This is a genomic window from Methylophilus sp. DMC16 (assembly GCF_056314045.1).
The window spans coordinates 211,412-237,869 of sequence record NZ_JBQUZC010000002.1 but is presented as its reverse complement, the minus strand read 5'-3'; the positions used below and the strand labels follow the sequence as shown (position 1 = coordinate 237,869).

Here is a 26,458-nt window from a genome sequence, read left to right as displayed (position 1 = left end):
TGCATGGATTGTCCGCGTTTAACGGTCAGTCGCGGTGTCGCGTTGCCCTTTTGTCAGGCTGAAATAAATATAGCCCACTGCCATCAGCACGGCAAACACCAGCGCCAATGCCTGATTGTAGTAGACCATGGTCAGCAAACTGATCACGGCAAGGCTCAAGGCAATTGCCGGAAACAGCGGATAACCCATGGTGCGGAACGGGCGATCCAGCGCAGGCTCGTTTTTTCTCAGCGCAAAAAAGCTCAGCATCGAAACGATATACATGACGATGGCCCCGAATACCGCCATCGTGATCAAGTTTGCCGTGAGCGTCATGCCATTAAACTGTAAGTCATCACTCAAAATAGCTGCCAGGCCGACCACTGCCCCCGCAACCAATGCGCGATGAGGTGTTTTAAAGCGCGCATGCGTGGCTTCAAAGTATTTCGGCATAAATCCGGCGCGTGCCAGGGCAAAAATCTGCCGTGAGCAACCAAGCAAAATTCCGTGAAAAGAGGCAATTAATCCTAACAAGCCAATCCAAACCAGCATATGTAACCAGCCACTGTTCTCACCCACCACCACTTTCATTGCCTGTGGAATAGGATCGTTGACATTGGCCAGGGTTCTCCAGTCACCCACACCACCTGCAAAAAGCATGACACCCATAGCCAGAAACACCAGCGTCAGAATCCCGGCAATATAGGCTTTGGGGATCGTTCTCCTCGGATCTTTGGCCTCTTCTGCCGCCATGGCAACACCTTCAATGGCGAGAAAAAACCAAATGGCAAATGGAATCGCCGCCACCATGCCTGGAATCGCTGCGCTACTAAAAACGTCATTACCTGCCCAGCCATGTGCGACAAAGTTTGTCATCGAGAAACCGGGGGCAACCACGCCCATAAACACCAATAACTCAATAATCGCGAGCAAGGTGACCAGCAGTTCAAAGGTGGCAGCGATATGCACTCCAACAATATTCAAACTGACAAATACAATATAAGCACCCACGGCAAAAAGCTTGGGGTCTATGCCCGGATATTGCACATTCAGATAGGCGCCAATCGCCATCGCAATGGCCGGCGGTGCGAATAAAAACTCAATCAAGGTGGCATAACCGGCAACATACGCCATCTTAGGACCAAAAGCCCGTCTGGCGTAAGCAAACGGCCCACCGGCATGTGGAATAGAAGTAGTGAGTTCGGTAAAACTGAAAATAAAGGTGGTGTACATCAGCGCGATAAAGAGCGTGGTCACCAAAAAACCCAAGGTTCCCGCTTTATCCCAGCCGTAACTCCAGCCAAAATATTCGCCAGAAATCACCAGCCCGACGGCCAGTCCCCATAAATGCCAACCATTCAGCGTTGGCTTTAACGATACGCTCATGACAGCTTCCCCTAGCAATTAAAAATCATGGTCGTATCATGCGAGTTTCGTGTGAATTCAACTATCCCATTTTCGCAATGATGGGTTGCGCGCTGTAGATTGCCTAAGGTTGGGCTTGAATCGTACAAGCTTGGGTAATTGCAACGAAGTAAGCTACATCAGCAGAGTCTGCTTGATCACAGACGCGATGTTGAAAGAATAAATACGTCGTCTCACGCAAGGTGAGCGTTAAGTGAGCGACCCTTTAGGGCGAGTGCTGTTGACATTTCATGGTTTATGATCCGCCAACTTTCATGAGTATCAGCCCAGAAATGATTAAGGTTGCTGCAAGTAATCGCAACATTGTGATGGGTTCAGAGAGCACCGTGATGCCAACGATAAATGCACCAACGCCACCAATCCCCGTCCAAAGAGTGTAAGCAGTGCCCATGGGGATGGTGCGCATCGCTGAAGACAGCAACCAAAAGCTTCCTATCACTGTAAGCAGCGTCATGAGTGACGGTAGCAGTTTTGAAAAACCATCAGACTCTTTGATCGCGTAAGCGAAGATGATTTCCAGAATGCCAGCGGCGAAAAGTTGTAACCAAGCCATAAATTGTCCTAAAGTGAAGCCAAGCTGTCCTGTGAAAACGCAATGGCTGGATGGCTTCCCCACTGCGCTAAAGATAGTCATCTTTTTGTGCAACATCCCTATTAAAAGCAAAAAAGATTTTTGAATGAATCAGGGAAACGTCAACGGTTCGCTGACAGACCCAGCAAAGCTACTGGTGTTGCAAGTAATCTCGCCATCCAGAAAACTGAGAAATTTCATCTGCAGTTTCCAGGGCGTAATCCTCACAAATAAATCCGGTGACCCATGAGCCATCTATCAGTTCAACCTTGCCCAGTCCTAATGGCGCCGGAATATCATTTAGAAAGGCGCCTAGCTCTTGGGTGGGGATTTCCCAGATTTCCACCTCAAATGACCGGCCACCGGTTGCAACTCTTCTTAACCCTGGTCGTTTGGGCGGTGAGCCCGCCAAGGCAAAAAACTGGTAAGCAGGGGCGGTCTGTGTTTTCTTGAGCAATTGCCCGCCTTTGTCTTTTAATTGCCAATTCAAGGGTAAACCTTCTAAATGCGCACCACACACCAGCAGTTGTGAGCGATCATTTTTTGCCAATGTTGTCGGGGGCGCGGCCATGTATTCGAATTGACCAATCAGCGGTAGTTTTGAGGTGCGCTGAAAACTGTCCGCAACACTTAAAAGATACTGGTCACAGAATGCCCGCCCAAACAAAGTCACCCCTGAAGGCAGGCCATTCCGCATGAATCCAGCCGGAACCGCTACCGCCGCATAGTCGAGCAGATTCATGAAGTTGGTGTAAGTCCCCAAATCAGAGTTACGTTTTACAGGCTCTGCCGCTAGCTCGGCTAAGGTGACCGGGCGCGGATAGGCCGGCGTGATAATGAAATCCAGGTTGGCAAGAATGGCATCCGTCTTGACTTTTAGCGCTTGTAATTTGTATTGCGCTTTAAACGCTTGCACCGCCGTGGCAGTTGGCGCTTTCTGCAGCACATCTCTGATGACGGGCAGCACCGCTTCTGGATTGTTCTCAATCAACTCGCCAACGACGCTGTATCTCTCAGCGACCCAAGGGCCTTCGTAAAGAAGCTTCGCAGCCTCCAGAAAGGCACTGAAGTCTATTTTAATGGCGATGCCTCCCATGGTCTCAAGAGTGGAGACTGAACGCTCAAACAGGGCCTGACTTTCAGCGCAACCTAGGAACTCTAATTGTTTAGGGACGCCAAACTTAAATCCAGTGGCGGGCATGCCAAACGATCTGCCCGTGTTCCAGCCTACATTGGCACGACTGTATTCGTCTTCCGGATCCTTATGCGCAGTGAGTGCGAGCAGTTTGCTTGCTTCCAATGCGGTCGCGGTAAAAAAGGTCGTGCAATCCAGCGTGCGGCAAGCGGGCACCACGCCAGCGGTTGAAATCAAGCCCTTGGTGGCTTTCAATCCAATCAGGTTATTGAGCGCCGCTGGAACACGCCCGCTGCCTGCGGTATCTGTGCCGAGTGCAAACGATGCTAGTCCCAATGCCACTGCCAGCGCGGAGCCTGCACTTGAACCACCACTTGGGTATTCAGCAAGGACGCTATTGCGGCAGACTCCATAGGGGGATCGGGTGCCGTTCAGACCAGTCGCGAACTGATCAAGATTCGTTTTACCGATGGGGATCGCGCCTAGTGCGATCAACTGCGCAACAATGGTGGCATTTTTTGCCGGGATGTAACTAAACGCAGGACATGCCGCCGTGGTCGGAACGCCCGCCAGGTCGATGTTATCCTTGACCGCAAACGGGACGCCATACAGCGGTAAGCTTTCCGGCCCGGTAGCTTCTAGATTTGCCAGATATGGCGCTAATTCTTCTTCGGTCAGAATGTGGATGAAGAGCTTGTATTCTGGATTTAACTGGAGCGCTCTTTCGCGTAATGCTTGAATGAGTTCACGGGGTGAGAGCGCATGGTTGGCATACGCATTTTTAAGGGCATCCAATTGCAGGTTATATGGGTGTTTCATTTCAATGTCCTTTAAGCTTCGTTAATCACGACCACACATTGCCCGGCTTTGACTGGTGAGCCAGGGGAGACGCGTATCTCTGCCACGACACCATCGACAGGTGCTTGGATTTCAATTTCCATTTTCATGGATTCAAGAATGACTAAAGATTCGCCAGCGGTCACTTGTTGCCCAATCTGCACAACGACTTGCCATAAATTGCCGGCAATATGGCTTTCCACGCCAACCTGCCCCTCGGCTAAGGTGGATTCTTCAGTGTCACTGGCTAAATTTTCATCTACTTCAAAATGGGCCTGGCCAGTGTCAATCCAGCGCTGACGCTCCGCATCGAATGCGGTTTGTTGATGGGTTCTGAAAGCTTGAATAGATGATGCTTCCCGCGCTAAGAAGGACTGATATTGCGAGAGATTGAGGCTGGTCTCTTCAATCTTTAATGGATAGCGACCGAGTGGAAAATCACGCCGGATGACAAGTAATTCTTCGGCCGACACGGGGTAAAAGCGAATCTGGTCAAAGAAATTCAATAACCATGGCTTTCCTTCAAACGCAGCTACCTTTTTATAGCGACTCCACATTTGCAGGGTGCGGCCCACAAACTGGTAACCCCCTGGGCCCTCCATACCGTAAACGCACATGTAAGCGCCGCCAATGCCGACGGAGTTCTCGGCCGTCCAGGTTCTGGCCGGGTTGTATTTGGTAGTGACTAATCTGTGCCTTGGATCCAAAGGGGTCGCGACTGGCGCGCCAAGGTAAACATCACCCAGCCCCATGACCAGGTAACTGGCGTCAAAAACGATTTCCTGCACTTTTTGAATATCCGGCAATTCATTAATGCGGCGGATGAACTCCAGGTTGCTCGGGCACCAAGGCGCATCTTTACGCACGGTGGTCATATATTTTTCGATCGCCAATTGGCAAGCGGGATCGTCCCAGGACAATGGCAAATGCACTACCCTGGATGGCACGGTAATGTCTTGCGTTGAACTGAGTTTGCCCCAAATTTCTTGGATCAACGCCAATAATGTTTTTAATGGCAGCTGTTCAGGCTGGTAATGCACTTGCAAGGAGCGTATGCCAGGGGTGAGGTCAATAATGCCGGCAGGATTACTTTGTTCGATGGCTTGCATCAAAGCATGCGCTTTGAATCGCAAAACAAGGTCTAGCTCAGGCGCGCCGATCTCAATCAACAAGTGCGTATCGCCAGATAGTCTTGCGACGAGCTTGGCATCCTTTTCCCCAATTTCCAGCACGATAGGGGTCTGCAGTTCTGCCGCCTGCCAAGATGCAGTGATTGGACTCAGGCCTGCGATTTGTTGCTGTTGTTCTTTAAAAGCCTGTCTGGCGGTGGCGATGGTCACCGGGATAAAGCGAACTTTGTCACCTGCCTTGAGTTGTCCCAAGTGCCATAAATCTGCTTCAATCATCGTCACCGGGCAGACAAAGCCGCCCAGGCTGGGCCCATCAGGCCCGAGAATCACCGGCATGTCACCGGTGAAATCAACCGCACCAATCGCATAGGGGTTGTCGTGAATATTGGATGGGTGTAAACCCGCTTCACCGCCACTCTCTCTGACCCACTCAGGTTTCGGTCCAATCAGGCGAACACCGGTTCTGCTGGAGTTGAAATGCACTTCCCAATCTGTGTTTAAAAACTGATCGATGTAGCGCTGGGTGAAATATTCCGGGGCGCCATGCGGCCCATAAATGACTCGGATCTGTCTGGTCTCAGCAAGGGGAGGGTAGAGGTCTGGCGGTAGCGCGATGCCCGCAGCAGCATCCTCTAATGCTGGCAGGTGGATGACATCCCCGGCCCTTAAAGCGCGCCCCGCATGCCCGCCGAATTGGCCCAGCGTAAACGTACTTTTACTGCCCAAATATTCAGGAATCTCCAGGCCGCCCCTGAAAAGCAAATAGCTGCGGGCGCCTGTTTCGGCAATTTTGCCTAAGCTTAACGTTGACCCTCGCTTGATGTGGAGAGAAACATGTTGTGGCGCCTGCTCGCCATCCACTTTTACCGGGATGGTTGCACCCGTGATAGCGACAACGGCATCCGTATTGAAGCGCAAGGTGGGACCACTCATGGTGATTTCCAATCCGGCGGCACGTTCTTCGTTCCCCAGCAAACGATTCCCCAAACGGAAAGCCAGGCTATCCATTGGGCCTGAGGGCGGAACACCGACGGCCCAATATCCCTGGCGACCAGGATAATCCTGAATGGTCGTTTGCGTGCCCGGAACAAGGACTTCAAATGTGTGAGATTGATAGGCTAAACCCTCAAGACAGCGCGTCCAGGGATGGCCTTCTGAAAATGGCTGGTCGGATAATATTTGTCTGAGGTAGTCACGGTTGGTCTCTACGCCGTATAGCACGGTCTCACCAAGCGCGTCATCCAGGCGCTTTCTGGCCTCTTCCCTGGTGGCTGACCAGCTAATCACTTTTGCAATCATGGGGTCAAAATAGGGTGGCACTTCACACCCTGCCTCAACCCAGGTGTCTACACGCAATGCTTTTCCATCCGCGGGAGGAAACGCAACATTGGTCAACAAACCAGGGCTGGGTTGAAAGTCTTTTCCAGGATCTTCCGCATACAGGCGCGCTTGTATTGAATGACCATGAGGGTGCAGTGTTTGGCGAATGTCTGACAAAGGCGGTAAGTCGCCAGCCGCCAATTCAATCATCCAACGCACCAGGTCAACGCCCCATACTTGCTCGGTAACACCATGCTCTACCTGTAAGCGGGTATTCACTTCGAGGAAATAAAATTGCTCGGCAAGGCTGTCATACACAAATTCTACGGTGCCCGCACTGCGGTAATTAACCGCTTTTGCTAATTTAATCGCCGCTTCACATAGCGCCTGCGCCATGCCGTCCGGCAAGTTGGGCGCCGGGGTTTCTTCTAATACTTTTTGGTTTCTGCGCTGCACTGAGCAATCACGCACCCCCAAGGCAATGACCTCACCTTTGCCATCCCCAAACACCTGCACCTCTAAGTGTCTGGCGCGTTCGATGTACTTTTCAATAAATACACCAGAGTCACTAAAGTTGTTTTGTCCCAAGCGCCTTACGGCTTCAAACGCTTCGGCAAGGTCGCGTTCGTTCCAGCACACGCGCATGCCTATGCCACCCCCCCCCGCGGTACTTTTCAGCATTACCGGGTAACCTACCTGCTTGGCTGCAGCGGTTGCCTCGTGCACGCTCTCCAACAACTCGGTGCCCTCCAGCATGGGCACCTGATGGGCTTTTGCAATGGCCCTTGCCGTGTGCTTAAGCCCGAATACGCGTAATTGTTCCGGGGTTGGGCCAATAAAGGCGATGCCCGCTTGTTCGCAAGCTTCTGCGAACGCTGCATTCTCAGATAAAAAACCGTACCCAGGATGAATGGCAGTCGCGCCGGTGGTTTTTGCAATTTCAAGTATCCGCGCCACATTGAGATACGTATTTGCAGCGGGACCTTCCCCAAGGCTAATCGCCTCGTCGGCCTGCTGAATATGTAAACTGGCAATGTCCGATTCTGAATAAACCGCCACCCCTTTCACGTTCAGGGCTTTTAGGGTGCGGAGGATGCGGCAAGCAATCGCCCCTCGATTTGCAATCAGTAGTTTATTGAACATACAAATGATCTTCTGAGGGCGGGTCGTCCCGCATATACGAAACCGCGCTGAGGTCGTCCACAGCGGGATCCACTGGCTAGGTGAGTATTTGGATAGCCGTTAAGTGACTGACTAAATCATGTTTATTTAGAGAAGTCTGCTCTTGCTGTCATGCCTTGATACAAGGCATCAAGCACTTTTCGAAAGACGCGTATCATCTTCTTTTTGAATGTTAGTTCCATACAAACACCTCCGCTTGGGTTGGGTTCCATCCATTACATGGGTTGTTCAGTTGTGGGCAATTCGAGATCAACACAATTAAATCCTGGTGCGCTTTTAATTCCACATATTTGCCTGGCGCTGAAATGCCATCTGCAAAGGTCAAGCCGCCCTCCGGAGTGACCGGAACGTTCATGAAGAAGTTAATGTTTGCGCCAATATCCCGCTTGTTCAATCTGCCATCATGCAAACAGGCGCACATGAAATTGTCTCTGCAACTATGCATGTAGCGCTTGTCGAGTGAATAACGTACGGTATTACTTTCCTGAGCGCATGCGCCTCCCAGGGTGTCGTGGCGACCGCAGGTATCTGCCACAATCGTGGCTAATGGATTGCCCAGATTTGAGTACAGCGTTGTACCGGTCGTCAGGTAAACCTTGTTCTGATTACGCATGGTCCGTTGCGCGTCATAACGCTCTCTTGGATTGCTCGCGCTATAAAAAAGGGTATCCACGGCCTGGTTACCTTCAGTGTCTAACAGCCTGAATGTCTGTCCTGCTTTGACTTCAAACAAATAAGGTTCGCCTGCCGGAATGACATGGTGAAAAAAGGCTTTTTCAGCAGCTAATGGGCTTGAGATGATGTTCATATTGATTCTTTCCTCACAGGTAGAAGCGTTCAGTGTTATGGAAAGCACGACCGTTTTCTGGCCGTGACTGTCGACACACTTCACTGATACTTTCGCTCTCTGCGTTGCGCCATGACAGTTGCACGGGGCGGGGGTGATACTCAGGATTGGGATCCAATGGATGTTGAATGGCGGTCAGAATCACCAAGGTGTCCATTGGTGCATACAACTCCACGTAATCACCTGCACAAGAATGGTTGGGCTCAAAGAACAGGGATCCCTCGTCATCCACGGTCACTTTGCTAAAAAAGTTGACGACCATGAGCAAGTCTTGAAGATCAAGGTTCCATTTACCCATCTCAACCAACAGATTATCCGTGCCATTACGATAGAAATTATTTCTGAGTTCCTGATAGCGGCCAACGCCATATTTCGCTAGGACTTCTTGAGCGTTTAACACCCCGCCCAAACTGTCATGCCAACCGCATGTATCCTCTGTGATGGCGGCGAGTACTCTCCCCATGTCCGAGTAAAAGCAATGTCCTTTTGTGAGCTTGGCCGTGTGTTGCGCTTTTAAGGTGTCTGGTAAGTTCAGCCGCTCGCTGTGTTGATGTGCATTCAACATCATGAGGCTGACATTGGCGTGACCTTCGACGTCGGTCATGCGCAAAACCTGGTCTTTTTTCAGGATGAAGGAGGTGTGACCTCCGCCTGGAACAAGCTCTTCGTAGAGGATGCTAGATGTATTTGTATCGTTGTTCATCGGTAAACCTTTTAATTCGTTTGATTAAGCACATGGGTGGGCAAGGTCGCCACCTGCGCTTGTTGCTGGCGTCTGTCCTGATTGAGCTTGATGTCGTAGGTGATACGCGCACCGTAGGCTTTGGGTGCATGTGGATCGACTCTGACCTTATCAAATACCATCAATCGGGTGCCCAAATGAAAGCCCTCAGACAAGTCATGGGTGACCATGAAGACCGTCAATTTTGTCTCTTTGCATAGCTCTAACATGAGTGCATGCATATCTTTGCGAATACCAGGATCCAGCGCGCCAAAGGGTTCATCCAGCAACAGGATACGTGGTTGAGCGATCAAAGCCTGCGCGATGGCGAGGCGTTGCTGCATGCCGCCAGATAGCGCAGACGGGTATTGATGCAAATGGTGATCCAGCCCGACACGGCTGAGAATTTGCGTAGCCTTGCGTCTTGCTTCTTTCTTTTTAGCGCCCCACAGGCGCCCCCAAAAAGGCGATGCGGAAAACTCCATGCCTATGACCACATTCTCCAGAACCGTCAGGTGCGGGAACACCGAGTACTTTTGGAATACCACCCCGCGGGAGGGGTCTGGCTCTGCCGGGAGTTTTTGCCCATCCAAAAGAATCTCACCTTTGGTCGGGGTCTCCTGGCCCAGCAGCATGCGCAGGAGTGTGGATTTTCCGCAGCCTGAAGCGCCTACCAGCGTGCAAAACTCGCCTTCTTCAACCTTCAGATTCAGGCCTTCTAAAACGACATGGTCTCCGTAGCTTCGCCACACATTCTTAAACTCTATAAAACTCATGCGTCCGCTCCTTCAGCCCAAGGAAAGCAGACTTGATGCAGTTTTTTGAGGGCATAATCTGTCAGCCAAGCGAGCAAGGTGATCCACAAAACATAGGGCAAGATCACATCCATTGCCAGATATCTACGCACTAGAAAGATGCGATATCCCAAGCCTTCTGTGGATGAGATGGCTTCCGCAGAAATCAGAAACAACCAGGCTGAGCCCATCAGTAAGCGCAGGGAAGTCATCAATCTTGCCAGTAATTGCGGTAGTACCACCCGTATCATTAACGTCCATGAGTTAGCGCCTAAGGTCTGCGCTTTAATGATGATTTCCTTGGGCAGTTCTCGTGCCCGTTGTTCCAGGTCGCGCGCCAGCATGGGCGTGAGTCCGATCACAATCAGCATGACTTTAGAGAGCTCATCCAGGCCAAACACGATAAACAGGATGGGAAGAATCGCCAGCGGCGGCACCATGGAGATAATCGCGACCAAGGGGGAGAGTGATGCCCGTAACAACGGGATCGACCCTAATAAAATACCGAGCGTTAACCCAAGCGATGCAACAATGGCCAAGCTCATCCCTAGTCGCTTCAAACTGGACAAGGTGTCATCCAGCATCAGAAAGGTCCCAGTGGAGGGATCTTCTGTAAATGCCATCAGCTTCAGGGCTTCCCACATTTGAGAAACACTAGGCAGGAGCTTGTCCTCTGGATTTTCAACCAGGCGAAGATGTGAGTTCACCAAATACACAACAATGATCAAGATCATTGGTGTGGCGGCAAGCATCCATCTCGTCCCCCTGCTGGGGTATTGATTAATTAATCTCATGATTGACCTGTTTAGAGCTTGCCATCCACAGCCATTTGCAGATACGTGTCAGTGAATCTGAGCTTGATATTTTTGCTGTTACCGGTGACGACGCCGTTGGGATATTCAATGCCAATGGCGGTTGCGGATTTTGCTGCAGGCCCCAGCAAACCATTCTCGAAAGAAAAACTAGAGACCTTTTGCATCACCGTTGGCAGTTTCGCGTCCCTGACAAAGGCCAGTGAGGCAGCAGGTTCATAAAACAGGGCGGTGGTGGAAATTTGCTGCATGTATGAATCCAGGGTTGTGCCAGAGTGCTTTGCCATGTATTGCAACGCCTCTTTATCTTTTGCTTTCATGAGTGCCATCACTTCAAACCATGCACCCGTTAAAGCTTTTCCTAGCGAGGGGTTTTTTCGTAAAGTGTCTGTATTGACGACCATCAAGTCGATGATTTCGCCAGGAATCTGGCTGGAGGTGAATGCTTTTGAAGTATTTGGCAGCGTGGCTAACTCAGAGAGTTGAGGGTTCCAGGTTGCCATGGCTTTGACAGACGGCGTGCTAAAGGCGGCGACAACATCTGCATCTGAGACATTGACTAACTTCAAGTCCTTCTGGGTGAGTCCGGCCTGTTCCAGGGCTCTCGCCAGTAAGTAATGCGATACAGAATATTGAACCAAGTGTACGCTTTGCCCCTTGAGGTCCTTGATCTGTTTATTCGCACCCTTAATGACAATGCCGTCGTTACCATTTGAATAGTCGCCGACAATTAATGCGGTGGAGTCAACGCCACCAGCCGCTGGCACAACCAATGCATCAAGATTGGCCATACTGCAACCATCAAATTGCCCTGCGGTGTATTGATTAATGGACTCAGCATAATCGTTCAACTGAGTGACTTTAATCGTGATGCCATATTTCTTTGCCCATTTGGCGACGATGCCTTTTGCTTGCGCATAATCCCATGGCATCCATCCAGCATAAATGGTCCAGCAAATATTGAATTGTTTTTTTGAGTCAGCAGCGAATGCTGTGGTATTGAACAGAGAAAAGCAAAGCAGCGTCAGTGCGATTGTAAAGCGTCGAACTAGCATAGGAGAACTCCAAGTAAATTATTCGGCAAGGGAGCAGCTAACATTCAAAATGTTGCTATCTCCCGGGCTTTTATCCCGCCGTGTAACCTCTTGGAGGTCGTCAGCTCTCGGACCAGCACTCACTCACGTAAGCCGGAACCCTAGCCAACCATTAGGTAATGCAGCGTTCATACCTGCTGCCCCACATGACTAAACTAGCAACTAATATGCCAGTCAGTAAATCCTTGTTTTAAATGGAATTCCTATAAAAGTGATCAATATTTATGCACTTTGATAGTGCGTTAAGTCCAAGTTTGGGCGTGATTAAAATCGTGCAATACGATAAAAATGCAATCACTCACTGGTAAATGACAGAGAAAATACTTTCAGAGAAGGTCAGCCTCACCTCACAAAGGCATGCTTACTAAGCGTCTCTATTCAAACTGATCAACCAGGAAAAAATAAAGCCCAAGAAGGTCCGGGGCTTTAGCGCAGGTGTTTGGTATCACCAAACAACGCTTTTAATATACAGGTTAATGTTTGCGACTTTTAGTTTATTGTCGCCAACGACTATTTAACGTTAATTAATACGTAATTCATCAGTCCAGTTTTATTGGGTTTAGAGATTTAGAAAAATAGACAAGCTTTGATAAATGCGTAATTTTCGTCAGTGTGCTTCACAAGACACTATCAGTTCAAAAAATTAATACGTAATTTAACCCGCCTTTTGAATCCTAAGTGTAACGATAATCTGCCTTAAAAAAGGTTGATAGCAGCCACCTTCCAGAAGTTTATTTTATGCTTTCAGCCGATTTTTAATCGCAATCAAATTTTTATCTTACCAAATCAATAGATTAGCTTATTGGAATGATTTGTGCCTTTAAATGATTATGCTCCTAGTCATGATTCATTATTTTTCATAATCATAGGGCGTTTAGAAAATGAGTCATTCGTCAACTACTTTAGTGTCACAACTGTATACCGACCACCATCACTGGATTTTGTCTTATCTAAAAAAGCGTCTCAGAAATGTAGAAGATGCTTATGATTTAACCAACGATACCTTCTTGAAGTTAATTTTGAAGGGCGACATAAATAAGATTATCGAGCCGCGCGCTTTTTTAACCAACCTTGCTCATGGCTTAATGGTTAATCATTTCAGGCGGAAAGAGATTGAGTCCAAGTATCTGGAATTCTTAAGCCAACATTCTGAAGACTTTCATGATTCGGTGGAAACCCGGACGATTATTTTAGAAACCTTATACCAAATTGATTTAATCCTGGATGGACTGGAACAAAAAGTGAAGAAGGCTTTTCTGCTGTCACAACTGGAAGGCATGGCTCACGGTGTAATTGCGAATGAAATGCAAGTGTCAGTGAGTAGTGTGCGGAAATATATCTCAACAGCATTACTACATCTGATGCAGCATAAAAATTAAATATGCGCTCCCATGAAGACGTCGTTGTGGAAGCGGTGAATTGGTATGTACTGCTTTCATCCGAGCATGTGACTGACGCAGAGCGGCAGGCATGGGATAGGTGGATGTGTGAATCCGATATGCATCGGCAAGCTTGGGAAGACATTAAACGCAAGCTCTCCATCTTTGAGGGGATTCCATCCAATCTTGGCGTTGAGGTACTTAGCCGACCACCAAGTAAAGTGAATCGTCAGCGTAGAGAAGCAATCAAAACGCTGGGATTACTTGCCGCTGTGTTATTGCCAACCGGATATGTGTTCAAAGAGGCTTTGTTTGGACAGATTAATGATGGCTATTCTACTGACGTTGGAGAGCGAAAAAATATTACCCTCAAGGATGGCACCAACCTTGTTTTGAACACTAAAACAGCGGTCACGATTCATTCTTCTCGTCACACCATGATGGTTCAATTGCATCATGGTGAGGTGTTGGTGTCGACTTCCAAGTCAGATCAAAAAACGCAAGTATTGATGATTGAAACCGGTCATGGTCGGATTCTTCCATTGGGTACTGCATTTAATGTTCGGCGATTTGATCAATTTTCACGTGTATCCCTTTTTGAGGGCGTGCTCAAGCTAGCCCCCCAACAAAGTGGTGAACACGTTTTCATCCATCCTCAGCAAGAAATTGACATGTATTCCAGTAGTGTTGTTTTCAGGCGCCGGCTAAGTGTCTTATCCCCCTCTTGGCAGAGAGGGTATCTGGAGTTGGATAATATGCCGCTCAAGTATTTTGCCGAAGAAATGGAAAGATACCGTTACGGAATTATAAAATGCCACAGAGATATTGAGCAGTTGATGATTTCAGGATCATTTTCGGTAGATGATGTCGACGCTTCATTACGCAGTCTGGCACACACATTTCCAGTCAGAATTCAGCGCTACACACGCTTTTTGATAATGATCCTGCCTCTGAATCAGTAAATTTTTATAAATGTATTGTCACTTTTGAGTTTTCGATTGGCATAGCTAATGAGAACAATATTTTCAGGAGTGCAATATGTTATTTACCCATTCAAATCTTCTTCCATTAAAACCAGGCAAAAAGCGCCGCTTGCATTTGATGGTTGCCGCTTCCTTGGTGTTGACTCAGTCCTGGCATACGCCACTGATCGCCGCTGAAAACACCGTCGCAGAAACTACAAAAAAATCTTACAACATCAGTGCTGGTCCGTTAGGGGCGGCGCTATCTGCGTATGCCGCGCAGGCCGGTGTACTGCTGTCATTTGATCCTCAGTTAACTCAAAACAAGCAGACGATGGGACTCAATGGCGCTTACAGTCTGCATCAGGGGTTCGATGTTTTGCTTCAAGGCAGCGGCCTGTCGGTCATGCAAATTGAAACCAATAGTTTTTTACTCAAAAAAACGGTTAGACAGTCGGAAGAAAATGTATCTGTTTTACCCGAAGTCCAGGTGACTGATAAATTCATCATTGATGAGCCTGGTCAGCAGTTTTTGCAGAAGGAGTCTTCAACTGCATCCAGAATTCCGCTCGAAATTAAGGAGTCTCCAGTTTCAGTCACTGTCATACCAAAGAAAATCATGGATCAGCAAGCGGTGAGAGTGCTTGCTGATGTGGCTAAAAATATTGCCTCAATTAATCAGGAAAGTTTTAATGCAGGACGACAAGCTGCACTTCGGTCGCGAGGTTTTCTGCTGGACGACGAAACAGGGTATTTTGTCGATGGGCAGCCGTTGTATGGTTTGCTTGATCAGCCAGTTGAACTGTTGGACCGGGTGGAGTTTTTGCGGGGCCCCGCATCCATTCAGTATGGACGCGCACAACCTGGTGGTGTGATTAACTTGATCCGTAAAAGACCAACACAAGAGAGGTTTACATCATTTAAGGTGAGCAAGGGCAGTTATGACTACAATCACATGCAATTGGACGCAGGGGGACGTGTCCCGGATTATGAGCATATTGGCTACAGGATTAACGTCGCGAGGGAGCGCAGTGACAGCTTTAGAGATAATGTTTATTTAGATCGGGATGTGCTTGGCTTGGTCTTGGATGCGCAAGTGACTGATAATTTAAAAGTCACTTTGCTTGCCGACTATGTCAATCGTGACACGCCTTGGGATAATGGCCAGTTTTATTATCGTGGTGCCGTGAATGATGTGCCGAGAAGCCGTTACTTTGAGCTGCCATGGGGCAGTCAATCTTCCGTCAATACCACATTGGGGTATGAGGTAGACTGGAAATTGAACGATCAATGGAAGCTCAAACATCAGTATACCTATCAGGATTATTTTATTGATCGACATCAATCTAACAAATCCGCGCCCAATGTTTTGACGGGTAATTTCAACGTGACCGAGCAACGCTCGACCCAGGATGTGGATGCACGTTCCTATATCTTTGATTTGATCGGGGATAATACAATTTGGGGCATGCGGCACAGAACGGTTTTTGGCTATCAGCGCGTGGATCTGGAGCGTACTATCCACTCGCAAAGCGGGAGTGGCAATGTCTATGCATCCAATATTTTTAATCCTGCCACTTTTGTACGCAGACCTCTTCCAATGGTTGCCTTACCTACCCAAGAAAATAACAATTTATTTCAGGGGGTATATGCTGAGGATTTTATAGGGCTGACCTCCAAGCTCAACCTGATGATTGGCGGGCGTTATGACCGGTTCAGTCAAGGTTCAAAATTCCCAGCAACAGGAGCGGCAAGTGACACCGTCAGGAACAGTGACTTTACTCCCCGTGCAGGCCTCCTTTACACACCTTTCGAGCCAGTCACCTTGTATGCCAGCTACAGCCGTGCTTTCAATCCAAATGGGCGTGTGGGCCCAACCTTTGCGAATGCCGGACAGGTGCTTGACCCCCAAACCGGTAAGCAATATGAGGCTGGTATTAAAACAATGTGGCTGGATAACAAACTGGCCATCAATGCCGCCGTGTATGAGTTAACCCGCGGCAATTTAACGTTTACCGATGTCGCTGCCAACACCGTGACGCTGGTAGGCGAGGTACAAAGCAAAGGCTTTGAACTGGAAGCGATTGGCGAAGTGGCGGATGGCTGGAATATCATGGCCTCTTATGCCTATCTTGATTCCGAAATCAAAGAGGGCACCAACAAGGGCAATGCGCTGAACCAGGCACCTTCCAATGCCTTCAAGGTGTGGACTTCCTATGATTTCACCAGCGGACCATTCAGGAATCTATCCATCTACGGCGGCGCATTCAGCCAAAGTGAGGTGTTTGGTGACCCGGCCAATACCTTCAAATTAAGTGGTTATACCCGTTACGATATAGGTGCCAGTTACAAACACAATCTGGGTAGCCATAAAGCAATTTGGCGTTTTAACGCAGAAAATATCACGGATAAAGTCTATTACTTCGGCAATGGCGCACAATCCATTTTCCCTGGCATGCCAGCCAATGCCAGGGTGAGCCTGGAGGTGCTGTTTTGATGTTTGGTAAAACACTATTTTTGGTTTTGATGCTGGCCTGGCATCCAGTCTTCGCAGCAGAAGGCCCAGTCCCTGTGGTTAATTTTGAGCTGATTGCCGATGCCAGCACGATATTCTCGGGAGAAGGGGGCAAGTTTAAAGAGTTTGCAACCGCGCCGGTGGTTGATGGTGACGCCATATTCTTTTCTGCCACACGGGACAACGGATTAACCGGTATTTTTAAAAGCAGGCTGGGCAATATCGATATGCTGGTCAGTTCGCTGGATGAGATCCCCGGAGGCGTGGGCAAATTCATTAGTTTTGAAGGCGCACCGATGGGCGTGGGTGATCAACTGGTTTTTCGTGGAGTAGGAACAGATCATCAACAAGGCATTTACCACTATTCAGCAGGCAAGATTAGCAAAATTGTTGACCTCAACACCCTGATGCCCCATAGCGAAATCAGATTTACCGCTTTCAAGCGCCCGGTCTTCGATGGTAGGACAGTTGTATTTGTCGGCCGGGGCGACGTCAAGGAGAAGAAAGAAACGCGCCAATATCAGGGTGCTTATCAATACGATATTCAAACAGGGCAGCTCAGTGTTGTTGCAGACTGGAAGACAAAGATCCCGCATCAGTCGCTCTATTTTGGCGCAATGGATGATGTGACAGTCAGCCATGATCGCGTGTTGTTGACTGCTTCAGACCAGCTTGGGAAAACCGGGATCTACGTCAAACAAAGTGGTGCGCTCCTTCCTCTGGTCGACGCTTCAACCCCTATCCCCAATGCACCTGACGCAACCTTTCAGGGCCTGAATGACGGCACTGTAGACCGTTCTTTTGCGACGCAAAACTATGCGTTCAAAACGACATCCAAAGACAATACCTTAAACGGCATGTATGCATGGATAGACAGTAAACTCTACACGTTAGCGGATAACAAGGCAGAAATGGCCGGTGGCTCAGTCAACTTCAGCAGCTTTAGCAAACCCAATATCTTTAAGGATCGGGTATTTTTTATTGGAAAAAATCCCCAGGGACATGCGAGTATCTATGCCTGGAAGAAGGGAAGTCGCTTTCCCATCGTGCATCCTGAAATCAAGCTTTCCGGTAAAACCCCAAAAAGCTTTAATCTCAGTCTGGAGTCTGCAACATCCGATGGTCTGGCATTTCAGGTGGCATTTGAGGATGGTTCTACCGCAATTTACAAAGCCCACTTAAGGGACGAAGTTGGCAAGGTGGTACTCTCTGACAGCTTGCATGGCAACAGCCAGGGGCAGGTACAAGGCGGTCAGTTTGTTGATGGCGGAGGATGGACACTGCTCAATGACAATGATCGGATCGTCTGGAAAATTCCGCCGATGTCTTCTCATGGATTGCTTGAAGTTGATATCCGTAACTTTGATCCTCGAACACAATTGACGGCTAATAAAAATATTTTCCTTGGGTTATGGGGCAACCTTTTTAATAATCACGAGCGGATGAATCTGCCGGAAACAGACAATTGGGAACTCAGGGTAGGCAAAGCGCATGCACAGTTCAAGATCGAATATCACGCCCGAGGGTTTGGTAAAGCCAAAGAATGGGTGCCCTTTGATGGACCGTTTGACCCGCAGCATACCTATCGTTTCAGGGTGGAATGGCATGATGGCAAAGTGACGACCTGGATCGACGACAAGGTATTACACTTTGAAGGTTTGCAGTATGAGCCTGTAGATAAATTCAATTATCTGCACATAGGCACCAGTACCCATTTTGGCGGTGCAGGCACGAGAGGGCCGATTTATTCTAATGTTCGAATAGTGTCGTTTGATCATTAACGACGAAAAGACCTCATGCGGAAAGCTTGAGGTTTTTTTGAAACTATTTATTTGCTATTGAAAAATACGTAATCCGCGGTTTACGCAACTCAAGCGGCCACTAATCTCAGAATATCAATACATTTCTACTTCCTAACTAAATATTAGTTCAGTTGTAAAAAAGTTGACAAACATAACTATTTGTTTAAACATTTAGTCATGAAAAGTTATATAAAAACACTACCTTCTGAATGGCTTGATGTATCACTCATGTTTGTAGCACTCGGAGATGAGCAGCGACAAAGAATATTGCTTACTTTTGAGCCAGGTGAAAGATTGAATGTCACTCAAATAGCTTCAGTATCAAAGCTAAGTAGAACAGCAGTTTCACATCATCTAAAACTACTTAAGCAGGCGGAAGTACTTCAATCAGAAAAGGTTGGGAAAGAAGTGTATTTTTGGATAAATAAGCAAAATATGAAGGACGTACTCCAGCGCGTGATTGATTACGTGAATCAAAATACTTAAAAAATAAAAAGGCTGATGGGATGCTAAATATTAAGATTATCTCCACAGGTAAAGCAGATCCTGCAACCCTCATTACTTCTGAGATGCTCGATTTTCGGTTGAATAAACCAGAAGGATATACTTTAAAAAAATCTGGGATCATACATCGCAGATTTTCACCAGTAGGAGAAACGCAGAGTTGGTTGGGTGCAAAAGCTTTAAGCGCTGCTTTAAGCAATGCATCTTTAAAAAATACTGATATTGACCTCTTAATATCAGCTTGCGGAGTGCAAGAGCAAGCGTTACCCACAACAGCATCCGCCATCGCTAATCAAGCTAATCTCCCAGCAGGAACCCCTGTTTTCGATGTGAACGCAAGTTGCTTGAGTTTTTTAACGGCAATGCAAGTAGCTGCATCATTATTAAACACAAACAGCTATAAAAGGATTGCCATAGTGTCGTCAGATCAAGCGTCAAGGGGGCTGGATTGGAGTGAGCCTGAGGCTTCATTAATTTTTGGTGACGGTGCTGCGGCTGCAATTATTGAGAGAGGTCACAGCAAACAAGGTATCGTAGCTTTCGAGCTGAAAACTTTTACACAAGGCCGTGATTTATGTGAAATCCGAGCTGGCGGTACAAGAATGAATCCAAGTACATCGCTAAGCGAAAAAGATTTTCTTTTTAAAATGAATGGAAAGCAAGTCATGAAGCTGGCTATGAAACACATGCCTGCATTTCTTGAAAATTTGCTAAAACAAGCGAACACCGATTTAAAGACCATCGATGTAGTTATCCCTCATCAAGCGAGCCATTTAGGAATGGCTCACATGATTAAGCATTTGGACTTAGAAGAAGACAAGGTTATTAACATCTACAAAACACATGGTAATCAAGTAGGCGCCTCGTTGCCAACGGCTTTGCATGAGGCGCTTACTACAGGGCGCTTTGTGTCGGGAAGTAGAGCGCTCATGCTTGGTACAGCCGCGGGAATCAGTATTGGTGGTCTTGTATTGGATTTTTAATGATGAAAATTTTAGTCACAGGAGCCACAAGCGGTTTAGGTCGAAATTGTGTTGATTTTCTTCTTAAAAATAACGTAGAAGTGACTTGTATTGGTAGAAACGTAAGCGAAGGTGAGGTTTTATCAGATGCAGGTGCCACTTTTTATGCGATTGACTTAAGCAATAAAGATAGCCTAAACCAGCTTGGCATATTCAAACAATTTGATGCAATTTGGCATTGCGCAGCACTATCATCGCCATGGGGCAAATCGGAAGACTTTGAACGGCATAACATCAAGGCCACGATTAATTTATTAGATTTTGCGCGTACATCAAACACTCGAAGATTTATTCATATCTCAACTCCAGCTATTTATTTTGATTACAAACATCGATATGAAATAGAAGAGTCCTTTAGAGCAAAAATACCCGTCAACGATTATGCCAGAACAAAGCTGGAAGCTGAGCAGCATGTATTAGAGGCCGCAACAAATAACAAAGACATTCATTACACAATACTCAGGCCGAGAGCTATTTTTGGACCTTATGATAGGGTTTTGTTGCCAAGATTACTCACGCTACTGAAGCAAAAGAATGGAAAACTGCCTCTGCCAAGGGCAGGTAAAACTGTAATAGATATGACATTTGTCGGTAACGTGGTTCACTCTATGTGGTTGGCAACGAACTCAACCAACATCGCCAGTGGCAACATATTTAATATCACTAACGATGAGCCCACAAAAATCAGTCACGTGCTTGAAAAGTTATTTGTACATGAATTGCATTACAACATGTTGGTAAAACATATCCCTTACCCAGTCGCCTCAATCTCGGCCAAATTGTTAGAGATCATCGCTAAGGTCACAAATAAAGAGCCAAAGCTAACATCTTACAGTGCTGGCATTTTAGCGTTTGACATGACTTTAAGCATTGATAAAGCTAAAACAATGCTAGATTACAACCCCATTTTTAGTCTGGATGAAGGCATTAAAATCACTGCCAAGTGGTTAAGAGAGAATGAAAATGGCTGAAATTTCAATATTTCAAGCTGGTTTCTGTACGCATCCAGCGTGCATGGTACTAAAAGGCGCAGGGTTTAAAAGCCAGTGTTTTCCATCAAGCGCTTATTTGATTAGCACTAAAGTGGGTTATTTCTTGTGGGACACAGGATATGCTGAACATTTTATGGATGCATCTCATGGCATTTATCGACTGTATTCCATGGTAACCCCTGTCACGTTCAACCCTGCACAATCGCTTGTGTTGCAATTGAAGTCGAAAGGAATCAGCGCAAAAGACATTCATGGAATCATCGTATCTCACTTTCATGCTGATCATATAGCTGGTTTGCTTGATTTCTCTGGCACCAACATTATCTGCTCTGATCAAGCGTGGACTAGCATCAAAAACCTCAAGGGAATGTTGGCATTAAAAAAAGGGCATCTACCAGATTTAATCCCAACAGATATTGAGACTAGATTATCGTTTGTTGAACAGTTACCCAACATCGCATTGCCTAATGAATTACGTCCTTTTGAGGCTGGATGGGATTTAACCGGGGATGGAGAAGTGCTGATTGTTGCGTTGCCAGGGCATGCGATTGGACACTTAGGCGCATTTATAGCAACCGAACAAGGATGGGTGTTGCTGGCATCCGATGCGGCATGGACCAAAGAGGCTTACATCTCATTAAGAGGCCCTTCTGAACTTTCATTTTTGATACAGAATAATCGAAAAGAATATTATCAAACCCTCAATCAATTACACCAATTGCATACGCAAAACCAAGTCACCATCATGCTGACACATCAAAGTGAGTCCCTTGCATGATGAAACGCATAAAAGTACTTTGGTCATATTGGCATGCAAAAAGAACCCAGTTCACAACCCGAGAAAGTCTTGAGCAATATCAAACGCTTAAACTCAATACGTTCTTAAAAACAATATCAAAACGCAGTGCATACTTTAGGCAATATCATTCTCGACCATTGAGCGAATGGCCAATGATGGATAAGAACATCATGATGGCGAACTTTGACCTCATGAATACGGCTGGACTAAAGCTCGAAAAAGTATTTGAAGTGGCGCTAAATGCAGAATCTTCTAGGGATTTCAAGCCGACATTGAATGGAGTCACGGTAGGGTTATCCTCAGGCACCTCTGGTCAACGAGGCGTTTTTGCTGCCAGCGCAAATGAAACAGCTCAGTGGGCGGGAATCATCCTATCAAAGTCATTGCCTGAGGGTATCTTTTCAGGTGAACGCGTAGCATTTTTCCTTAGGGCAAATAGTAATCTTTATGAATCAGTACAGTCGCGTTGGTTAACTTTTCGCTATTTCGATTTGTTCGATCATTTCGATTTGCTGACTGCCCAACTCAGCACATTCAACCCAACGATTATTGTTGCCCCAGCGCAAGTACTTAGAGCCCTAGCATTAAAAAATGAAAACGGGGGCTTAAATATTGCCCCTAAAAGGGTGATATCCGTAGCAGAGGTGTTGGAAGAACAAGATAAAACTATCATTGAAAAGCATTTAGCAAAAGTTCATCAGATTTATCAGGCAACTGAAGGTTTTCTGGCGTATACCTGCGAATACGGTACGCTACATTTGAATGAAGAATACGTGTTTATAGAACCAGAGTGGCTAGACGAGTCTCATGAGAGATTTATTCCTATCATTACGGACTTTAACCGCACGACTCAACCGATTATACGTTACCGCTTAAATGACATTCTTATTGCAAGTCACGGCTCATGTCAATGTAAAAGCCCTTGCAGAGCAATCAAAGCCATTGAAGGTAGATGTGACGACTTACTGCAATTGCCAGGGGTTTCAAGTCATAAAATTCCGGTTTTTGCAGATGTCATGTCACGTATTATCGCCAAACATCTACCGCTGACCGCTGATTATCGATTAATGCAACTATCTGATGTTCGCTTGCAATTGCATTTAAACATAAGCGCAAAAGAGACAAACACAATCATCGATAGTATTCATCATGACTTGCAGCAAATGGGCGTGAATACCAGTGTGCTTCAATGGGATATTTCGTTTGAGATGCCACCAAATCCATTGACAGACAAGCGAAGAAGGATAATCAAGGTGAAGGGGTTGGTGTCGTGAATGTATTGATATTGGGGGCAAGAGCTCCTGCAGCGTTAGAGTGGTCTAGAGCTTTTGCAAGCTATGGATGGCGAGTATATGCTGCAGATTCATTGCTTGCGCCAATCACGAGGTCAAGCGCATCCGTTAGAAAATACTTCAGACTACCAGAACCAAAAACTTATCCTCACGCCTGGATAAGCTCCATCATCAATATTGTTAAAAATCAAAAAATTAATTTAATACTGCCAACCTGTGAAGAGGTGTTTTACCTTTCATGGGGGCAAGATCTCATTCGTGCTGCATGTCCTCAATGTGAAATCTTTACTAGCGACTTCTCATTGTTAAACAAAATACACCATAAAGGTCATTTCTCGCTGCTGACAAAGGGTTGGAAAGTTGAGGCGCCTGAGACGCATATTTTAGAAAACATAGAACAAATTAAAACCTTGATATCAAACCCCTCAGAATGGGTTTTGAAACCAGCCTACTCAAGGTTTGCAACACAAACGTTGATAAAACCGAATGAAAAAGAATTACAAAGCATTAAAGCAACCTCTCAATATCCATGGGTTGGGCAGCGATTCATTGATGGTAAAGAGTATTGTAGTTTTAGCGTCCTAAACAAAGGTAAAGTGACTGCGCATGCTTGTTACCATCCGCGCTATCGTGTTGGCCGTGGCTCAGGAATTTACTTTGAAGTGGAAAACCCACCCGTCATCCTTCAATTAGTACAGCAATTCGGTGCCGATACAAAGTACACAGGACAGGTTGGCTTTGATTTCATCCAAGATGCAAATGACAAATTTTTTGTACTTGAATGCAACCCAAGAGCCACGAGTGGGATTCACCTTTTTGGTGATCACCCTGATGACATCGTTGAGGCCGTTATCAATACTCATCACCAAAAAATGGTGCACCCATCCAAAGATTCTAGAATGCTAACTCTGGCCATGTTGAGTTTGACCGCCCCAAAACTTTTAAGCAGAAAAACATTTTGGCAGGACTTCCAAAAAGCTCGTGATGTGATTGGAAGAAGAAATGACCTGGCCCCAATATTGTTTCAAGGGTTCAGTTTAATTGAGGTTCTTATTAGGGCCTTCATGCGCCGAACCTCATTGCTAAGTGGAGCCACTGCAGATATTGAGTGGGATGGGCATGATATTCACTAATGCTCACAATGTGAAAGTAACTGGGTGAAATTAGTTAGTCGTGAGCTGTTCGAGCAATTCACAAAACACAAAGACTTTAAATCTTGTGAATTCGTTTCTACGCTTCAATCTTTAGGCATTACGAATGCAATCAATAATGTTAAGACAACAATATCAGTGATCGATACTGATGAGCATCTTTTTCCTATAAGCAGCAATTTCAGCAATACATCTGATGCAAATTGTTATGTGGTTTCACCCATGTCTGCATATATTGAATATGCGCTAGTAGAACTTAATCGCATTAACAACTGGCTGCTAAGTTTGACTGTGAAGCGCTTGATACATATTGTGGGTGCCATGCTCAGATGGTCAAAGATTGACGGCATCGTATATGTTAACAACTGGTTATTATCCACAAATATTTATCCAAGTTTTTGGGATGACAAAAACATCTATGACACCACCAACTTTCTATCAAAAGCCTTTCCGAATGAGGCTATAGCTTTTCGATCTCTGAACAAGTATTGCAATGCATCTTTATTAAATAGCTTCAAAAAACTAGGCTATATAAGCATACCAAGTCGTCAAGTCTATTTATATGACTGTAGAAAGGATACGACCTTAAGCATTCAAGCTCGACATAACTTTCGAATGGATAAGTCCATATTAGAAAAAAGTGAATACAAAGTTGTAGATGGTAGTCATTTAGTGGATTCAGATTTTGATCGTATTGAAGAACTCTACAATGCATTATATTTAAGAAAATACACTGAACTTAATCCTCAATATAAGTCCTCCTGGTTAAAAGCTGGACAAGAGCTTGGTTGGTTAAACTATCTCGTGTTAAAAAATAAGCATGGAAGAATTGATGGGGTAATAGGATTTTTTCAAAATAATGAAATTATTACTGCGCCAATCGTAGGTTATGACACATCTCTTCCTAAACAAATTGGCTTATACCGAATACTTACACACTTATGCATATCAGAAGCAATTAAACAGAAAAAAGTACTGAACTTCAGTTCTGGTGCCTCAGAATTTAAAAGGCTGCGTGGAGGTGTTCCAGAGATTGAATACAGCATGGTTTATGCAAGTCATTTGTCTTGGAGAAAGCGTATTGCATGGATCATATTGGGTAAATTATTACATTCTATTGCAGTACCAATCATGAAGAAAATGAAGCTATGAATACAACCTTTTCTGAGGGCTGGTGGCCTGTTGTACCTTCTCATTATCTAGGCAAAGGTAAGATCCTATCCTTTATCATTCATGGCTTACCTATTGTTATATTTCGTTCCAATATAGGAGAGATATCTTGCCTGCCAGATCGATGCCCTCATAGGTCGGCCCCATTGAGTCTAGGGAAGGTGATTGATGACGAGATACAATGCCCATATCACGGTTGGCAGTTCAATAAGCATGGAAATTGCACTAAGGTGCCTGGTCTCGATAATCCGTGTGCAAGTAAGACGTTGATAAAGCCAATTAACACTCGTGAGGATTTTGGCTTTATTTGGGTGAGTTTGTCAGAAAATAAAAAATTAAATCCACCACCTCAGCCACTTTTAGGAGAAAACAAGATGGATGTTTTCTTCATGCACGACAATGTTGAATGTGATCTTGTCGATGCACTAGAAAACTTTCTAGATGGGTTTCATACTCACTTTGTTCACTCGGGCTGGATAAGGCATGCTAATAAAAGACAGACCGTTTTAGCAAAAATCAAAAATATTGCGAATGGCGTAGAAGTTCACTATCTTGGCGAGTCATTGCAGTCGGGATTAATTTCAAGACTATTCGAAAAAGACAGAGGAGTCAGTGTTGGTCGTTTTAAGTTACCTAATTTTGCTGAAATTGAATACAGAGATAAATCAGGAAATATTCAACTTGTAGTAAGTACATGGTTTACTCCAATTGATAAAAGTAAACTATTAATCAATGCTCGTATTGCAACTTCTCGAGGGATTACCCCTGCATTTGTTAAAAAGACGGTCTTGAAAAGGCTTTTCCAAATCATTTTAAATCAAGACAAAGCAATACTTGAGCAGACTAAGAAAAACTTAAACTTGTTCAAAGCTCACATCAATCAAATCGAGTTGCTTGAAAATTTAAATACTTCAAATGATCTGATTGGCCCTTATCTTAGAAAATTACTTGACAGCAATAACGCTGAGTCACTTCCTGATAAAGAAGTTTTGATAAAAATATAAATTATAAAAATTGCTCCCA

At 46.0% G+C, this 26,458-nt stretch carries 21 protein-coding genes and 1 riboswitch; of the genes, 12 read left to right on the top strand and 9 right to left on the bottom strand.

Annotated features, from left to right (window positions below):
• Window positions 1–18: 18 nt before the first annotated feature.
• From eat to ACT53D_RS09290, 9 genes are all read right to left on the bottom strand, one after another.
• Entirely contained in the window at window positions 19–1,365 is a 1,347-nt protein-coding gene (gene eat, locus ACT53D_RS09330) for an ethanolamine permease (RefSeq protein ID WP_476155810.1), read from the bottom strand.
• Between the two features lie 274 nt (window positions 1,366–1,639).
• Entirely contained in the window at window positions 1,640–1,957 is a 318-nt protein-coding gene (locus ACT53D_RS09325) for a DMT family transporter (RefSeq protein WP_476155808.1), read from the bottom strand.
• Window positions 1,958–2,126: 169 nt separating this feature from the next.
• A complete protein-coding gene (atzF, locus tag ACT53D_RS09320) occupies window positions 2,127–3,929 on the bottom strand; it encodes an allophanate hydrolase (protein ID WP_476155806.1) in 1,803 nt (600 codons plus the stop codon).
• Window positions 3,930–3,940: 11 nt separating this feature from the next.
• The gene (gene uca / locus ACT53D_RS09315) at window positions 3,941–7,540 is read right to left on the bottom strand and encodes an urea carboxylase (protein WP_476155804.1); all 3,600 of its coding nucleotides are present in this window, start codon (window positions 7,538–7,540) and stop codon (window positions 3,941–3,943) included.
• Between the two features lie 211 nt (window positions 7,541–7,751).
• Entirely contained in the window at window positions 7,752–8,387 is a 636-nt protein-coding gene (locus ACT53D_RS09310) for an urea amidolyase associated protein UAAP2 (protein WP_476144516.1), read from the bottom strand.
• Window positions 8,388–8,400: 13 nt separating this feature from the next.
• The gene (locus ACT53D_RS09305; protein WP_194748793.1) at window positions 8,401–9,129 is read right to left on the bottom strand and encodes an urea amidolyase associated protein UAAP1; all 729 of its coding nucleotides are present in this window, start codon (window positions 9,127–9,129) and stop codon (window positions 8,401–8,403) included.
• Between the two features lie 11 nt (window positions 9,130–9,140).
• The gene (locus ACT53D_RS09300; protein WP_194748792.1) at window positions 9,141–9,923 is read right to left on the bottom strand and encodes an ABC transporter ATP-binding protein; all 783 of its coding nucleotides are present in this window, start codon (window positions 9,921–9,923) and stop codon (window positions 9,141–9,143) included.
• The gene (locus ACT53D_RS09295; RefSeq protein WP_476155802.1) at window positions 9,920–10,648 is read right to left on the bottom strand and encodes an ABC transporter permease; all 729 of its coding nucleotides are present in this window, start codon (window positions 10,646–10,648) and stop codon (window positions 9,920–9,922) included. The genes ACT53D_RS09300 and ACT53D_RS09295 overlap by 4 nt, the downstream gene beginning before the upstream one ends.
• 98 nt (window positions 10,649–10,746) lie before the next feature.
• Window positions 10,747–11,808: a putative urea ABC transporter substrate-binding protein gene (locus ACT53D_RS09290; protein ID WP_476155800.1), complete on the bottom strand. Its 1,062-nt coding sequence runs from the start codon at window positions 11,806–11,808 to the stop codon at window positions 10,747–10,749.
• 57 nt (window positions 11,809–11,865) lie between these two features.
• Window positions 11,866–11,963: riboswitch (guanidine-I (ykkC/yxkD leader) on the bottom strand.
• Between the two features lie 765 nt (window positions 11,964–12,728).
• On the opposite strand from ACT53D_RS09290, the gene ACT53D_RS09285 reads away from it, so the two are divergent.
• The 12 genes from ACT53D_RS09285 to ACT53D_RS09230 all read left to right on the top strand — a co-directional run bounded on the left by ACT53D_RS09285 (window position 12,729) and on the right by ACT53D_RS09230 (window position 26,439).
• Window positions 12,729–13,226: a sigma-70 family RNA polymerase sigma factor gene (locus ACT53D_RS09285; protein WP_476155798.1), complete on the top strand. Its 498-nt coding sequence runs from the start codon at window positions 12,729–12,731 to the stop codon at window positions 13,224–13,226.
• Window positions 13,227–13,228: 2 nt separating this feature from the next.
• Entirely contained in the window at window positions 13,229–14,188 is a 960-nt protein-coding gene (locus ACT53D_RS09280; RefSeq protein WP_476155796.1) for a FecR domain-containing protein, read from the top strand.
• Between the two features lie 76 nt (window positions 14,189–14,264).
• Window positions 14,265–16,685 carry a TonB-dependent siderophore receptor gene (locus ACT53D_RS09275; RefSeq protein ID WP_476155794.1) on the top strand — a complete coding sequence of 807 codons (2,421 nt, stop codon included), beginning with the start codon at window positions 14,265–14,267 and terminating at the stop codon, window positions 16,683–16,685.
• On the top strand, window positions 16,685–18,484 hold the full coding sequence (locus tag ACT53D_RS09270; RefSeq protein ID WP_476155792.1) for a hypothetical protein: 1,800 nt from the start codon (window positions 16,685–16,687) through the stop codon (window positions 18,482–18,484). Before ACT53D_RS09275 ends, ACT53D_RS09270 begins: the two co-directional genes overlap by 1 nt.
• A gap of 198 nt (window positions 18,485–18,682) precedes the next feature.
• Window positions 18,683–18,991 carry an ArsR/SmtB family transcription factor gene (locus ACT53D_RS09265; protein ID WP_476155790.1) on the top strand — a complete coding sequence of 103 codons (309 nt, stop codon included), beginning with the start codon at window positions 18,683–18,685 and terminating at the stop codon, window positions 18,989–18,991.
• 20 nt (window positions 18,992–19,011) lie between these two features.
• Window positions 19,012–19,992: a 3-oxoacyl-[acyl-carrier-protein] synthase III C-terminal domain-containing protein gene (locus ACT53D_RS09260; RefSeq protein WP_476155788.1), complete on the top strand. Its 981-nt coding sequence runs from the start codon at window positions 19,012–19,014 to the stop codon at window positions 19,990–19,992.
• The gene (locus ACT53D_RS09255) at window positions 19,992–21,002 is read left to right on the top strand and encodes an NAD-dependent epimerase/dehydratase family protein (RefSeq protein ID WP_476155786.1); all 1,011 of its coding nucleotides are present in this window, start codon (window positions 19,992–19,994) and stop codon (window positions 21,000–21,002) included. Before ACT53D_RS09260 ends, ACT53D_RS09255 begins: the two co-directional genes overlap by 1 nt.
• On the top strand, window positions 20,995–21,801 hold the full coding sequence (locus ACT53D_RS09250; protein WP_476155784.1) for an MBL fold metallo-hydrolase: 807 nt from the start codon (window positions 20,995–20,997) through the stop codon (window positions 21,799–21,801). The genes ACT53D_RS09255 and ACT53D_RS09250 overlap by 8 nt, the downstream gene beginning before the upstream one ends.
• On the top strand, window positions 21,798–23,096 hold the full coding sequence (locus tag ACT53D_RS09245) for a F390 synthetase-related protein (protein WP_476155782.1): 1,299 nt from the start codon (window positions 21,798–21,800) through the stop codon (window positions 23,094–23,096). The genes ACT53D_RS09250 and ACT53D_RS09245 overlap by 4 nt, the downstream gene beginning before the upstream one ends.
• The gene (locus ACT53D_RS09240) at window positions 23,093–24,247 is read left to right on the top strand and encodes an ATP-grasp domain-containing protein (protein WP_476155780.1); all 1,155 of its coding nucleotides are present in this window, start codon (window positions 23,093–23,095) and stop codon (window positions 24,245–24,247) included. The genes ACT53D_RS09245 and ACT53D_RS09240 overlap by 4 nt, the downstream gene beginning before the upstream one ends.
• Before the next feature lie 24 nt (window positions 24,248–24,271).
• Entirely contained in the window at window positions 24,272–25,417 is a 1,146-nt protein-coding gene (locus ACT53D_RS09235; RefSeq protein ID WP_476155778.1) for a hypothetical protein, read from the top strand.
• Window positions 25,414–26,439: a Rieske 2Fe-2S domain-containing protein gene (locus ACT53D_RS09230; RefSeq protein ID WP_476155776.1), complete on the top strand. Its 1,026-nt coding sequence runs from the start codon at window positions 25,414–25,416 to the stop codon at window positions 26,437–26,439. The genes ACT53D_RS09235 and ACT53D_RS09230 overlap by 4 nt, the downstream gene beginning before the upstream one ends.
• Window positions 26,440–26,458: the final 19 nt, after the last annotated feature.